At 66.3% G+C, this 14116-nt stretch carries 14 protein-coding genes; 5 read left to right on the top strand and 9 right to left on the bottom strand.

All coding sequences use genetic code 11. The features are described 5' to 3' along the window. The first annotated feature begins 16 nt into the window (after positions 1–16). On the top strand, positions 17–2380 hold the full coding sequence (locus tag J2848_RS30350) for a Tex family protein (protein ID WP_149234286.1): 2364 nt from the start codon (positions 17–19) through the stop codon (positions 2378–2380). 3 nt (positions 2381–2383) lie between these two features. Here J2848_RS30350 and J2848_RS30345 read toward each other — a convergent pair whose 3' ends face one another. The 6 genes from J2848_RS30345 to J2848_RS30320 all read right to left on the bottom strand — a co-directional run bounded on the left by J2848_RS30345 (position 2384) and on the right by J2848_RS30320 (position 6566). Further along, positions 2384–3019: a LysE family translocator gene (locus tag J2848_RS30345; RefSeq protein ID WP_149234287.1), complete on the bottom strand. Its 636-nt coding sequence runs from the start codon at positions 3017–3019 to the stop codon at positions 2384–2386. A gap of 131 nt (positions 3020–3150) precedes the next feature. Continuing rightward, on the bottom strand, positions 3151–3411 hold the full coding sequence (locus tag J2848_RS30340; protein ID WP_085083685.1) for a hypothetical protein: 261 nt from the start codon (positions 3409–3411) through the stop codon (positions 3151–3153). A gap of 33 nt (positions 3412–3444) precedes the next feature. Continuing rightward, positions 3445–3786 (bottom strand): hypothetical protein, encoded by a 342-nt coding sequence (locus J2848_RS30335; protein ID WP_149234288.1) that lies wholly within the window; start codon positions 3784–3786, stop codon positions 3445–3447. Between the two features lie 8 nt (positions 3787–3794). Beyond that, positions 3795–4679, bottom strand: a complete 885-nt coding sequence (locus J2848_RS30330) for a hypothetical protein (protein ID WP_246194257.1) — start codon at positions 4677–4679, stop codon at positions 3795–3797. Beyond that, positions 4667–5641, bottom strand: a complete 975-nt coding sequence (locus J2848_RS30325) for a YqaJ viral recombinase family protein (RefSeq protein ID WP_149234289.1) — start codon at positions 5639–5641, stop codon at positions 4667–4669. The genes J2848_RS30330 and J2848_RS30325 overlap by 13 nt, the downstream gene beginning before the upstream one ends. A gap of 289 nt (positions 5642–5930) precedes the next feature. Further along, positions 5931–6566, bottom strand: a complete 636-nt coding sequence (locus J2848_RS30320) for an XRE family transcriptional regulator (protein ID WP_149234290.1) — start codon at positions 6564–6566, stop codon at positions 5931–5933. A 164-nt stretch (positions 6567–6730) separates the two neighbouring features. Here J2848_RS30320 and J2848_RS30315 point away from each other — a divergent pair, with 164 nt between their 5' ends. Next, complete coding sequence (locus J2848_RS30315) at positions 6731–7051, top strand: heavy metal-binding domain-containing protein (RefSeq protein WP_149234291.1); 321 nt, start codon at positions 6731–6733, stop codon at positions 7049–7051. 113 nt (positions 7052–7164) lie between these two features. Next, positions 7165–8379 carry an E22 family MetX-like putative esterase gene (locus tag J2848_RS30310; protein ID WP_246194259.1) on the top strand — a complete coding sequence of 405 codons (1215 nt, stop codon included), beginning with the start codon at positions 7165–7167 and terminating at the stop codon, positions 8377–8379. A gap of 43 nt (positions 8380–8422) precedes the next feature. Here J2848_RS30310 and J2848_RS30305 read toward each other — a convergent pair whose 3' ends face one another. The 3 genes from J2848_RS30305 to J2848_RS30295 all read right to left on the bottom strand — a co-directional run bounded on the left by J2848_RS30305 (position 8423) and on the right by J2848_RS30295 (position 11871). Further along, on the bottom strand, positions 8423–8950 hold the full coding sequence (locus J2848_RS30305) for a hypothetical protein (RefSeq protein ID WP_149234293.1): 528 nt from the start codon (positions 8948–8950) through the stop codon (positions 8423–8425). A 94-nt stretch (positions 8951–9044) separates the two neighbouring features. Further along, positions 9045–10598 (bottom strand): DHA2 family efflux MFS transporter permease subunit, encoded by a 1554-nt coding sequence (locus J2848_RS30300; RefSeq protein WP_149234294.1) that lies wholly within the window; start codon positions 10596–10598, stop codon positions 9045–9047. A 166-nt stretch (positions 10599–10764) separates the two neighbouring features. Beyond that, positions 10765–11871 (bottom strand): HlyD family secretion protein, encoded by a 1107-nt coding sequence (locus tag J2848_RS30295; protein WP_149234295.1) that lies wholly within the window; start codon positions 11869–11871, stop codon positions 10765–10767. A gap of 236 nt (positions 11872–12107) precedes the next feature. On the opposite strand from J2848_RS30295, the gene J2848_RS30290 reads away from it, so the two are divergent. Together J2848_RS30290 and J2848_RS30285 are read left to right on the top strand one after the other, a co-directional pair. Beyond that, complete coding sequence (locus J2848_RS30290; RefSeq protein ID WP_246194261.1) at positions 12108–12737, top strand: TetR/AcrR family transcriptional regulator; 630 nt, start codon at positions 12108–12110, stop codon at positions 12735–12737. A 185-nt stretch (positions 12738–12922) separates the two neighbouring features. After that, positions 12923–14116 (top strand): GGDEF domain-containing protein, encoded by a 1194-nt coding sequence (locus J2848_RS30285; protein ID WP_149234297.1) that lies wholly within the window; start codon positions 12923–12925, stop codon positions 14114–14116.

The raw sequence follows: 14116 nt of genomic DNA, 5'->3' as shown, positions 1-14116 counted from the left end.
GCAGGACCCCTGCCTCATGCTGTCCATCAGCCAGCGCATCGCCGACGAACTGTCGGTCCGCGAGTCCCAGGTCGCTTCCGCCATCGCCATGCTCGACGAGGGATCGACCGTCCCCTTCATCGCGCGCTACCGCAAGGAGGCGACCGGCGGTCTGGACGACACCCAGCTCCGCACCCTGGAGGAGCGGCTGGGCTATCTGCGGGAACTGGAGGACCGCCGTGCCAGCATCCTGTCGACCATCCAGGAGCAGGGCAAGCTGACGCCCGAGCTGGAGCGCCAGATCAAACAGGCCGACACCAAGACCCGGCTTGAGGACCTCTACCTCCCTTACAAGCAGAAGCGCCGCACCAAGGCCCAGATCGCCCGCGAAGCCGGGCTGGAGCCGCTGGCCGACGCGCTGCTGACCGATCCGAGGAAGCAGCCGGATGCCGAGGCCGCCGCCTTCGTCAACGCCGAAAAGGGCGTCGCCGACGTCAAGGCGGCGCTTGACGGCGCCCGCCATATCCTGGTGGAGCGTTTCGGCGAGGACGCCGAACTGGTCGGCCGCCTGCGTACCGCCATGGCCGACAAGGGCGTCGTCACCTCCAAGGTGATCGAGGAGAAGAAGGCGGAAGGCGCCAAATTTTCCGACTATTTCGACTTCTCGGAAAACTGGTCGAAGCTGCCGTCACACCGGGCGCTGGCCCTGTTCCGCGGCCGGGCACAAGGCGTGCTCGACATCCGCCTCGACCTTCCGGTCGAAGAGGGGCAGCCTCACCCGGCGGAGGGCACCATCGCCGCCCACACCGGCATCCGCGACCAGGGCCGCCCGGCCGACAAGTGGCTGTCCGATGTGGTGCGCTGGACCTGGAAGCTGAAGATCGGTCCGCACATCGAAACCGACCTGATGGGCAGCTTGCGCGAACGGGCGGAGGACGAGGCAATCCGCGTCTTCGCCCGCAACCTGCACGACCTGCTGCTGGCCGCCCCGGCCGGTCCGCGCGCCACCATCGGGCTGGATCCCGGCATCCGCACCGGCGTCAAGGTGGCGGTGGTCGATGCCACCGGCAAGCTGGTGGAGACGACCACCATCTATCCGCACCCGCCGCGCAACGACTGGGATGGCTCGCTGGCCGTGCTTGCGGCACTGGCGGCGCGGCACAAGGTGGAACTGATCTCCATCGGCAACGGTACCGCATCGCGCGAGACCGACAAGCTGGCCGCCGACCTGATGAAGCGCCATCCCGAACTGTCCCTGACCAAGCTGGTGGTCAGCGAAGCCGGCGCCTCGGTCTATTCCGCCTCGGAAACCGCGGCGCATGAGTTTCCCAATCTGGACGTCAGCCTGCGCGGTGCGGTGTCCATCGCCCGGCGCCTTCAAGACCCGCTGGCCGAACTGGTGAAGATCGAGCCGAAATCGATCGGCGTCGGCCAGTACCAGCATGACGTCGCCGGCGGCAAACTGGCGCGGTCGCTGGACGCAGTGGTCGAGGACTGCGTGAACGCCGTCGGTGTCGATCTGAACACCGCCTCCATCCCGCTGCTGACCCGCGTGTCGGGCCTGAACGAGACCATCGCCCGGAACATCGTCGAGCATCGCGACCGCAACGGCGCCTTCCGTTCGCGCAAGCAGCTGCTCGACGTGGCGCGGCTGGGGCCGAAGACCTTCGAGCAGGCCGCCGGCTTCCTGCGCATCCGCGACGGCGAGAATCCGCTCGACGGTTCCGCCGTCCATCCGGAAGCCTATCCGGTGGTGCGGCGCATGGTGAAGACCACCGGCCGCGACCTCGGCAGCGTCATCGGCGACGCTCGCTTCCTACGCGGCCTGAATGCGGAGGAGTTCACCGACGAGCGCTTCGGCGTTCCCACCGTCGAAGACATCATCAAGGAACTGGAGAAGCCCGGCCGCGATCCACGTCCGGAGTTCAAGACCGCCACCTTCAAGGAAGGCGTCGAGGAGCTGAAGCACCTCCAACCCGGCATGATGCTGGAGGGCGTGGTGACCAACGTCACCGCCTTCGGCGCCTTCGTCGACATCGGCGTCCACCAGGACGGGCTGGTGCATATTTCCCAGCTTGCCAATAGCTTCGTGAAGGACCCTCACACGGTGGTGAAGGCCGGCGACGTGGTGAAGGTGAAGGTGCTTGAGGTGGACATCCCCCGCAAGCGAATCGCGCTGACCATGCGCATGGGTGAGGAAGCGCCGCGCCCGGCCCGCCGGGAAGAGCGCCGTGATGACCGGCGCGACGATCGTGGGCCGTCCCGTCAGCCGCAGCAGCAGGACCGCCGTCCGGCGGCGCCCACGGCGAAGGCTGCACCGAAGCCGGCCAAGGCGCCGGAGCCGGTCAACAGCGCCTTCGCCGAGGCGTTCGCCAGGGCGCAGTCGGGCAGGAAGAAGTAAGGATCAGGGAGGGGACAGAGCGTCCGACATCAGGCGGACGCCGAGTCCGCCCATGGCGGCGGCGGCAACCCGGTCGACCCAGCGCTTGGACCGCAAATAGGCGGCGCGTGGACGGCCGGCGGAAAACGCCGCGGCGACGATGGCGTACCAGCCGGCTTCGATCAGGAAGATCGTCGGCGGCAGGAAGACGAACAGCCAGAGCGGCGGTTCGGCCGGCATCAGCGCGGCGAAGATGCTGCCATAGACCAGCGCCGTCTTCGGGTTGCTCAATTGCGTCAGCAGCCCGAACAGCAGCGGCCGCATCAGCCCGGCCGGCGCCGTCTGTCCCTCTTCCGCCACCACCAGCGCCTCGGCGGCTCCACGCCAGATGCGGGCCGCGAGGTAGAACAGATAGGCGCCGCCCACCAGCTTCAGCACCGCATAGAGCCAGCCGACCTGCGACAGCAGGGCATGCAGCCCCAGCAAAGCCAGGGACGCAAAGAACACGCCGCCGATCCCCATGCCGAGCGCTGTGGCCAGACCGGCCCGGCGGGATACGCCGATCGAGGTGCGGGCGACCAGAACGAAGCTCGGTCCCGGGCTGGCGGCGCCGACCGCGATGGCACCGGCGATGCTGGCGAAGGCAAGTACAGGATCCATGGCCCCCCTCCCGCTTGAAGGTGGAGACGATAGCACAGCCGCGGCAGCCCGCGAATACAGGACAAAAAAGTCCCCTCGTCCGCGGGGGGAACGAGGGGACAAAGGCCGATGGCTTGGCCGTTACGGGGATGTCATTCGGCTGCCATCAGCACCGGAGCCTCGTCACGCACCCGGTTCACCGCGACATAGCGGTCGAGCGCGTCAAGGCATTCGGCCAGAGTTCCGGAACCGACCGCGCGGCAGTCCTCGAAAGCATGCGGTTCGGGGCGGAACCAATGGGTGATGTAGCATTCCTCGCGCCCGTCCAGGCTGAGGGTGAGGGCGAAGCGGCCCTCACGCCCGATGCGGGCTTGAGCGGCGCGCAGACGCGCCTGGACCTCTTCTATCGTCATGAGATGATTTCCTTCCCTTGATGCCGCCTGCGGTCAGGCAGCGTGGGCAAATCTGTCGTCTTCCGATTCCGAGTCTTCCAACCGTCGAGCCCAGTCGATGTCACGCGACAGCTCGTCGACGAGGACGCGGGCGGCACTCGCGGTTTCCCCCGGCGTGTCGGACCGCAGTAGTCCCGACAGCCGCATCGCCAGCGTTTCGGCCTCCGCCTCCACCCAGCGGGCGTAGTGGCGGCGGCGCTGGTCGCGGTTCCAGTACCAGCGCGGCAGCTGGGCGTTGGCACGCTCGAACTCGCCTTCCCAGGCGCTCATGCGGAAAAGACCGCTGGGCGACCGGTCGCCGGTGCTATGAGTCGCCCTGATAGTCGTCCTGGTCATGGCGTCCGTCAGGCGGCTTCCCGCCCGTCCTCTTCCTCGCGCTTCAGAATCTCGGCCTTCTTCTGGGCGAACAGGCCGGTGATGCGGTGCTGGGCGGCACGGTCGACGGCGCCGATCTCGCGCAGGCGGGTGCCGACGCCCGACCGCCAGACCTCTTCCAGATCGTCCAGGTCCAGACAGGCCCCCAGGCGGCGCTTCACCTCCGCCTCGAAAGCCTCGACGGCGGCGGGCTGAAGGTCCGGGTTGGACTTGGCGGCATAGAAGGCCTCCGACTCCTCCCGGTACTTGCTGTCGTCGAACTGGCCCATATAGACGTCGGCGGCCAGACCCAGCTGCAGCAGGCATTTGCCAACCGCGTCGGTCATCGACATCTTGAAGCACTCGTCGTCCGGCATCTCCATGCCGTTGCGGCGGCGGACCATCTCGGTCCCGCCCCACTGCGGGCCGGTGAAGCACTTTTCCTTGGTCTCCGGGTCGATGTACCAGACACGGGCGCAGATGAAGATCATGCGTTCCGCGATGGTCCAGTCGACCTGCTCATAGCCCCAGCCTTTGCCGATCGGACCGAACACCTCGGTCATCATCTGGAAGCGCCAAGTGGGGTCGATCTGCGTTCCGCGGAAGCCGCCAGAGCGGGTGAAGGGCTTGGTCGCCTTCGGATCGGTGCGCTTCAGCCGATTCCACAGGAACATGGTGTCGATGCGCTGCGGCTCCTCCGCCCGGCTGCCGCCACCGGCACCCTTGGCCCCCTGCGAGCCCCGGCTGCCGCCGGACTTCGCTTCGACCGGAGTGGTCTCCGTCACGCTGGACTCGGTCATGCTCGACTGGGGCACGCTGGATTCCACAGCTTCAGTATCGGCAACGACGTGGTCGGTCTTGCTCATGCGTCCCATGATTTGGGTCCTTCTTGTCCAAACGTTTCGGCTCTCCCCTCACCCCAGCCGGCGGTCAGCACTGTTTCCAGGCTGAGTTCCACCGCGTTCGGGTCAGCGGAGGGTCCCCAGGATTGCGCCTCCGCCAGAGCGCGGCGCGGCGGTGCGCCGTAGCGCAGGCTGAGCCGGCCCTCGCGGTCGCGCGCGAGATAAATGCCACCGGACCGGCCATCCGGCTGGTCGATGGATACGAAAGCGATGCGGGCGTCGTCCGGCATCAGCGCCTTCAGGGCGGCCTCCGCCTCCTTCACCTCCAGCGCCGCCGCCCGGTTGGCGACCAGCCGGTCGGCCAGCGCACGGAAACGGTTGTGCCGCCCCATGTCGAAAACGTGGCCGTTCTCATAGGACGGCGCGTCCATCGGCAGCGGGTCCGCCGGCTCGACGTCGTTGATGACGTGCCACCAGAAGGCTTCCAGAGTCTCCACCAGCCGCTCGACGTCGTCCGGCTGCCGGTCCACCGTCACCAGGCTGTGGCCGGTCGGGCGCAGGATCGACAGCAGGGCACGGTCCAGACCAACCACCTCCAGCTGGTGCTGGATTTGCCAGTGGTAGCGGCGGGCGAGGTCGGTATCGCTCTGGAAACCGCTGTTGAACTTCGCCTCCACAATGGTGTCGAGCGGACCATCGGTCCCGCTGCCCGTCAGGAAGTCGGGATGGGCGACCATCCAGTCATGCTCGGCATGGCGGTAAGTGTCGGGTGCAGCCACGCAAACGCGGCCAGTGGCGTGGGTGACGAAGCGCGGATGAAGATGCTCGGTCGCAATGCCGATCTGGACGGCAGGGACCAGATCGAGATTCTCAGGCTCGACGCGGCCGGTCTTCTCCTGCCACAGCGACAACCAGTCGCCGGCCATCACGCGCGTTGCGTCCGACGACCCGATTTGCCCCGCCCGCAAGTCCCGTTGTGCCTGAGTGATCGCCATGCTGATCCCGACTTCCCCAGCTTCGAAGCGCGACCCTTGCTGCGACTTCGCAGCATATTCTCGGACGGCCTCACCGGACCCTGAATATGGGATGCGAACACGCAGCTTTCAAGAACAAAACATGAACCTCTGGCTTGACCGTAGACTAGCCCAAAGTCCTGGAAAGACGCTATATTTGGTGTCTTCTGACGAGAGTCACCGCAAGACAAAACGGACGGAGTAGAGGCGTCCGTTTTTGCGAGTCGCGGGGAATCGGAACGCACGTCGCGACTCGCGCCGCGACAGGCTTTTACATGCGAAGCGCTCGCACCACGTGAACAGCGACTCCGGCCACATGGGCACGGTCGAAGGCGGTTGGGCGGCAGTCAGGATCGGTCGAAACCGGCATCAGATGGGGCGGAAAGAAGCGATAGCCGCAGATGGTGCCCTCGCCCACCGTCACCACCACGTCGCCCGCCTGCGGCGTCAGCACGTCCAGCGGCTCCAGCACCAGGCAGTCGCGCGGCAGCACGCCGGCGGCGTCCAGGCTCTTGGACAGGATGCGCAACGCGAAAGCCCGGCGGGAAGTGCGGCCGTTCATGGCGACCGATGCGGCGCCCTCCTTCAGCGCCCCGGCCAGGAACGCCTCCCCCGCCCGGCGGCCGAGGTCGAGGAAGATGTGCGCCTGCTCCAGAGTCAGCACCGGCACGCGCGTGACCGGCGCATAGGCATGGTCATCGAGGAAACGTGGCTCCGACCCCGCGATGCGGGCCAGCCGGGCCAGCGTGTCGGCGCTGGGCACACTGCCCATCACCGGATCGCGCAGGAAGCGGGTCAGGTTGGTGGCGGTGACACCGGCCAGCCGCGCCCAGCCGCCGGCACTCCAGCCCTTCGCCTCCATGACGCCGGTCATCCAGCGCAGGATGGCTCGCCGCGTGTCGTCCATCACTCTCCCCCTCAACCATGCCCCCACCTTGTCCTACACGGTCCGGACGGGGTGGAGGAAGGCGCGATGGACTCAAGCCCGCTGCGATTTCGCAGTGCCGCCTTGGACTCTGCCGTGGCGGCCCCATCTGTGCGGCATCGAAGCCGACAGAAGGAGATGCAACCATGATCGTCACCAGCACCGATTCCGTCGAAGGGCGCCAGATCACCCAGTACCTCGGCATCGTCGCCGGCGAGGCGATCATGGGCGTCAACGTGTTCCGCGACCTGTTCTCCTCCGTGCGCGACATCGTCGGCGGAAGGGCCGGCGGCTATCAGGCCGCCCTGCGTGACGCCCGCGAGGCGGCCTTCGCCGACCTGGAGGACTCGGCCCGCGCGCTGGGCGCCGATGCCGTGGTCGGCGTGGATGTCGATTACGAGGTGCTGGGGAAGGAGAACGGCATGCTGATGGTGTCGGTCAACGGCACGGCCGTACGTCTCCGCTAAAGGCAGCCCCTGACCCTACACGTTGCCGAAGGCGCCTGGACAGACCCGACCGTATGGGTAGACTGCCGCTCCGGCAAGCAATGGGCCAGCAAGCAATCGGGAGGGGAATGCTCATGCGTGGGGTTGTCCGCGGTTCAATCTGGTCAGGCTGCATCGGCGGCCTCGCCATGGCGGCGTGCCTGTTTGGCGCCCTGCCGGCGCTGGCGCTCGACGGCATCGTCGAGAAGAAGGTCTTCGAGATGCCGTCCTACACCACCACCGGCGGCGGCACGATCAAGAACGTCCGGATCGGCTGGGAAAGCTACGGCAAGCTGAACGACGCCAAGGACAACGCCATCCTCATCACCCATTTCTTCAGCGGCAACAGCCACGCCGCCGGGAAATACAAGGCCGATGATGCGGCTCCCGGCTATTGGGACAGCATCATCGGCCCCGGCAAGCCGCTGGACACCGACAAATACTTCATCATCAGCTCCGACACGCTGGTAAACCTGTCGCCGAAGGACCCCAACGTCGTCACCACCGGCCCGGCCAGCATCAACCCGGACACCGGCAAGCCCTATGGCATGAGCTTCCCCATCGTCACCATCCAGGACTTCGTCAATGTCCAGAAGGCGCTGGTCGATAGCCTGGGCATCAAGACGCTCCAGGCGGTGATGGGCGGCTCGATGGGCTCGCTCCAGGCCTTCGAATGGGGGGCCGACCATCCGGAGATGGTCAAGCGCGTCATCGCCGCCATCGGCGGGCCGGAGGCCGACCCCTTCCTGATCGGCTGGTTGAACCTGTGGGCGGCGCCGATCAAGCTCGACCCCAACTGGAACAACGGCGACTATTACGGCAAGGCCGAGCCGAAGGCCGGCCTGGCCGAGGCGCTGAAGCTGGTCACCCTGCACGCCCGCCACTGGAAATGGGCCGATGCCGCCTTCGGCCGCAAATGGGCGGAAGACGGCAAGGATCCGAAGGCCGCGATGGGCAACCAGTACGCCATCGAAGCCTGGCTGGACAAGGCGGCCGCCGGCCGCGCCGCAGTCAGCGACGCCAACCACTTCCTCTATCTGGTAAAGGCCAACCAGACCTTCGTCACCGGCAACGGCGCCTCGCTGGAGGACGGTCTGGCGAAGATCAAGGCGCCGGTCCTGCTGATCCCGTCGGCCGACGACCTCGTCTTCCCGCCCGACCGCAACATGCGCCCACTGAAGGAGCGGTTGGAGAAACAGGGCAACGTGGTCGAATACACCGAGTCGATCACCTCGACGCTCGGCCATCTCGACGGCGTGGTGAACATCGGCAAGGCGGGCGACACGATCGCGCAGTTTTTGGCGAAGTGATTTCGCGAAGCGAGTGATGCGGGGCGCCTCTTGAGGGTGCCCCCTACTCCCCGCTCACCGGTACCCCGCGGAAGTTCAGCAGGCTCGGTGCCTTGTCGATGATCTCTTCCAGAATCAGCGACGCGGTTTCCAGATCGCGGTCAAGTTCCGGGCCGAGCTTGCCGACATAGTTGGGGCGCTTCAGCTTCTCCGCCGCATCGTGCAGACTGCGCAGTTCCGCCACGAAAATTTCGCGGGCGCCCATCGGCAGGATCGGGTTGGCCGACAGCACGAAGAAGAAGCGCATGCTGGCCCGCACCAGAAGGGCCAGCATCACCATGTCCAGCTTCTCGAACTGGTCGCGCAGATCGTCGGAACGGGCATCGACCAGATTGCGCAGGCGCTGCTCGATCAAGATCACCAGTGCCTGGAACTCGCCCACCTTGTCGCGGAAATCGCGGTAGGCACCGAAGCTGTGCTTGCTGGCCTCATGCTCGGCCAACTGGGCCAGCTTCGATGCCTCGCGGCACTGGCGTTCCAGCGCGCCCAGAAGTTCCTTGACCTCGGTTCGGGTGTATTGGCGCTTGCTCATGGGACTCGGCGGGGTTCGAACAGGCGTTCAGACGCTTCGGCAAGCTATAGCACAACCCACGGGCGGCAACCTACCCCGCTCGCCGGGAAATTACTCAGTGATCCGCCTTTACCGGCGCCCCCGGACGCCGCACCAGCGGCATGAACAGCAGCGCGCCGAAGAACACCGCCGACATCAGCAGCATGGCGTCGTTGAAGGTCAGGATCAGCGCCTCGCGCTGGACCAGCCCGACCAGCCGGGACATGGCGGCGGCGGTCGGATCGGCCACCAGCCCGTCGAAGCGCTGGCTGAGATTGTCGACCATCTGCTGCACCTCCGGCCGGGAGAGGTTCACATTGTCGCCGAGCCGGTTCAGGTGCAGTGCGTTGCGGTCGGTCAGCACCGTGTTGATCGCGGCAAGACCGATGGCGCCGCCCAGGTTGCGCATCAGGTTATAGAGACCCGAGGCGTTCTTCAGCTTGTCCGGCGGCAGGGTGCCCAGCGCCACGCTGTTGATCGGGATGAAGCACAGCATCAGCGACAAGCCGCGCACCGCCTGCGGCACGAACAGCTCCCAGAAGCCGGTGTCGGCGGTGAAGTGGCTGTTCAGCCAGACGCCGGTGCCGAACAGGATCAGCCCCAGCGCCAGCATGGCCCGCAGATCCATCCGCTTCGACAGGGCGCCGGCGATCGGAGCCGACATGAACTGGAAGGCGCCGGTCACGAACATGATGGTGCCGATCTGCAGGCTGTTGAATCCGCGTACGCGGGCCAGGAACAGCGGCTGCAGATAGACCGACCCGTAGAGGCCGATGCCAAGGATGAAGCTGTAGAGCGACCCGATGGCGAAGTTGCGGTCGGCGAAGGCGCGCAGTTCGACGACCGGGTTGCGGTAGGACAGCACCCGCCAGAAAAAGCCGACGGCGGAGATGGCGGCCACCACGGCCAGCGCGAAGATCGCCTCGTCGTCGAACCAGTCGTTCCGCGGCCCCTCCTCCACCACATATTCCAGGCTGCCCAGGAAGGCGGCCATCAGCGCCAGACCCAGGAAGTCGAAACCCTTGCGCAGCTCCGGATTCGGCCGGTCGACATCGACCAGGAACCAGACCAGCGAAGTCACCAGGATGCCGGGAATGACGTTGGCCAGGAACAGCCAGTGCCAGGACAGGTGCTGGGTCAGGTAACCGCCCAGCGTCGGGCCGATGGTCGGCGCCATGGTGGCGACCAGCCCCATCATCACCGTCACGCCCGCCCGCTTTTCCGGCGGGAAGATCATGAAGCTGGTGGCGAACACCGTCGGGATCATGGCACCGCCGATGAAGCCCTGGAGTGCCCTCCAGACGATCATCGATTCGATGCCGCCGGCAAAGGCGCAGGCGACGCTGGTCAGGGTGAAACCGGCGGCCGCCATGGTGAACAGCACGCGGGTCGACAGGATGCGCGACAGGATGCCCGACAGCGGGATCATCACGACCTCCGCGATCAGGTAGGAGGTCTGCACCCACGAAATCTCGTCGGCGCTGGCGGCGAGGCCGGCCTGGATTTCCGACAGCGAGCTGGAGACGATCTGGATGTCCAGGATCGCCATGAACATGCCGACGACCATCGCGAAGAAGCCGGCGACGTCGCGCGGGGTGAGGGGGCGCATGCCCTGGGCCGGTGTCGCCATGGAACCGCTGCCTTCCGTCCTGGCCGAACGAATCCCGCCGCCATGCGGGCGGTTCCGGCCGATATGCTGCCCAAAAGGCCAATAAGACCCGAAAGAATTGCTGACGGGAACGCCGCTCCCGAAGGGGGAGGGAGGAGCGGCGTTCCCGCCGGAGCCGTGACTGCCGTTATCGGGCGGCCACCGCCTGCTTGTCGGTCAGCGCGCCGAAGACGCCGCCGGCCAGATGGGGCTGGGTGTCGGCGCCGCGGGTGTCGACCTCCGCCACCACCGACAGGCCGGGGCGCAGCAGGCCGGCCAGCGCATTGTCGCGCGGCAGGGCGATGCGGACGGGAACACGCTGCACGATCTTGGTGAAGTTGCCGGTCGCATTCTCCGGCGGCAGCAGCGAGAACTTGGACCCCGACGCCGGGGCGAAGCTCTCCACCGTACCGGTCAGCTGACGGTCGGGGAAGGCGTCGACGGAGATGCTGACATGCTGGCCGGGGCGCATGCGCGACAGCTGGGTTTCCTTGAAGTTGGCGACCACATAGACGTCGGGCAGCGGCACCAGCGACAGCAGTTGCACGCCCGGCCGGGCATACTGGCCGACCTGGACGCCACGGTTGCCGATCACGCCGTCGACCGGCGCGCGCACAACGGTGTTGTCCAGATCGTTGCGCGCGGTCTGCAAGGTCGCCTGGGACTGGGCCAGATGGGCCTCCGTCTCGGTCCGGGTGGCGCGCAGGACGTTGATCTGCTCGTTCTCCGACGCCAGGGCCGCCCGCGACTTCGCCACCTGGGCCACCGCCTTGCGCAGGTCGGCGTCGGCGGTCTCCAGCTTCTGGCGGCTGGTCCAGCTGTCGCTGGCCAGCGAGCGGTTGCGCTCGTAGTCCTGCTGGGCGCGGCGCTGTTCCGCCTCCGCACTCGCCAGCGTGGCGGCGGCCTGATCGATCACCGTCCGTTGAAGCTCCAGCTTGCTGTCCAACGTGCCGAGCGCCGCCTTCTGCGCGGTCACCGCGGCCTCGGCCTCGGCCACCTTGGCACGGAAGTCCTGGTCGTCCAGGATCGCCAGCACGTCACCCGTCCGCACCAATTGGTTCTCGGCAACCTTCACGTCGCGGACATAGGCGGAGATCTTCGGGCTGACGACGGTGATGTCGCTCTGCACATACGCGTTGTCGGTCGCTTCGAGGAACCGCCCCTCCGTCCACCAATGTTCGCCGGCGACGGCGCCGCCCGCCAGCACGGCCAGCGCAACGCCCGACAGCACGATCTTCCGCACGCCATTCGCCATCGTCTCTATCCCCAATCCACCGCGGTCCGGTCCGCTTTCCGCCGATCGCTCTTGCCGGCGCCGTCACGGGAAAGAAACTGAACCGTTCAGTTTAGTCTTGTCGGAAGATGGAGGACGGCCTATCTGTTGTCAAGACCGAACTGAACGGTTTAGTTTTTGGCAATTGGTGTCAGGGGGCTTGTCGGGCGATGCGGAACGCGGTAGGGGCCAGGAACATGGACTCAGGCGAGGCGCGCATGACCACATTGGTGGCCCCCACTCCCGAAGCAGGATCGAAGCCCGCTCAGATCATGAACGCGGCCGGCAGCCTGTTCCTGGAGCATGGCTATAGCGCCGTCAGCATGGATGCCGTCGCCAAGAAGGCGAATGTGTCCAAGGCGACGCTTTATGCCCATTTCGGCAGCAAGGAGGAACTGTTCCGGGCGATGGTCGCCTGCGAATGCGCGAACTCCGTCATGGCCGGTATTTGGGACGAGGCGATGAGCCTTCCGGCGGCGGACGGGTTGCGTCTGATCGGCCGGACCTTCGTCTATTTCATCGCCTCGGCGAAGGCGCTGGGTCTCTACCGCATGGTGCTGGGCGAGGTGCTGCGCCAACCCCAGCTTGCCCAGGCCTTCTACGAAAGCGGGCCGGCCGAAACCTTCCAGCGCGCGCACCAGTTCATGGTCCATGCGAGGGACAAAGGGGAACTGGCGATCAACGACTGCGATCTCGCCACCCACCAGTTCTTCGGCCTGCTGAAGGCCAACATGCACATGAAGCTGCTGCTGTGCCTGAGCGAACGGCCGAGCGACGCGGACCTGGAACGCTTCGTCGACGCCGCCGTCGACCTGTTCGTCAAGGGGTACGCGCCTGAAAGGCGCTGAGTGGCTACGCGCCTGAAAACCGTTGAACGGAAGCACCGTCAACTTGCAGTTGGCGCCAGGGACAATCGAGATCCAATAGTCAGAATTCCTGACACAAACTTCGCCCCCTTCGGCTTGTCACCGGTCAAGGCTTCGTATAGCGTGCCGTTGACATACCGGCGTAACGGTGCGTGGCGGGTTTGCGGATGGATTTCGAGACGACCTTCATCGCGCAGGTCATCACCGTCATCGGCTTTGCGGTCGGTCTGTCCATTGTCGTGGCCTCCGGCCGTTATCCGCGTCACATCCGCAATTCCCTGCGCGCCTATTCCTATGGAAAATTCCTGCTGGGAACGGGCTTCCTGATCGCAGGTCTGCGCGGCGGTGCGGCGCCGGACCTGCTGGTCCCGCTCGCCAACGGGTTGGGGATCGCCGGTTTGACGATGAACTACACCAGCGTCCGCCACCTTCAGAACCGGCCGGTCAGGCTCCTGATCCCGGCGGCGGCCGGACTGGCCGTGGCCCTGGCCTGCTTTCTGCTGCTGCTAGCCGGCGGCGGCATATCCTGTATTCGCATCCTGACCAGCTTCGCGACCTTTGCCGTATTGCTTGTCATCGCCTTCGAGGTGCTGGTTCGTTACGAGGGTCGCGGCATCCCTCACTATGTCACCGGGTTGCTGTCGGCCACATTGGCCATGGTGTATCTGGTCCGCATGGGTGCGGGCTTGGTTCAGGGGGAAATGCCGGCCGCCTACATGATCGACGACCGGGTGGAGCGGGTCACTTTCCAATTATCGATGCTGGGTACGGTCATAGGGGCGATCAACTACGTCCTGATGGCCAGCGACGAGTTCAACCGCGAACTGGCGAAGCTTGCCCACACCGACGGGCTGACCGGCAGCCTCAACCGCCGCCGCCTGTTCGAGCTGGGAGAGATCGAGTTCCGCCGCGCCCGCCGCCATGGCCGTGACCTGACGGTGCTGGTGCTCGACATCGACCGATTCAAATCGATCAACGACCGCGCCGGCCATCCGTTCGGCGACCGGGTGATCCAGGCGGTGGCCGACTGCTGCGCCGGGCAGATCCGGCGCGAGGACACGGTGGGCAGGATCGGCGGGGAGGAGTTCGCCATCCTGTTGCCGGAAACGGGCCTGGAGGCCGGCCGGCTGCTGGCCGAGCGGCTGCGCAGCGCCATCGAACGGCAGCTGGCCCCGCTTGGCGCCGAAGGCGGCGTGACGGTGACCTGCAGCATCGGCGGCGTCAGCCTGACCCGCGAGCATAGCGAGTTTTCCGACCTGATGGCCCAGTCGGACAGCGCGCTTTACGACGCCAAGCATGCCGGACGCAATCAGGTGCGCTTCTTCCCCCCGCTGGCGCTGACCCCTGCGTTGCACGCCTGA

The organism is Azospirillum lipoferum (assembly GCF_024170005.1).
Taxonomy (GTDB): Bacteria; Pseudomonadota; Alphaproteobacteria; order Azospirillales; family Azospirillaceae; genus Azospirillum; species Azospirillum lipoferum.
The sequence above is the reverse complement of the archived record's forward strand: the minus strand, read 5'-3'. Positions and strand labels throughout refer to the sequence as shown.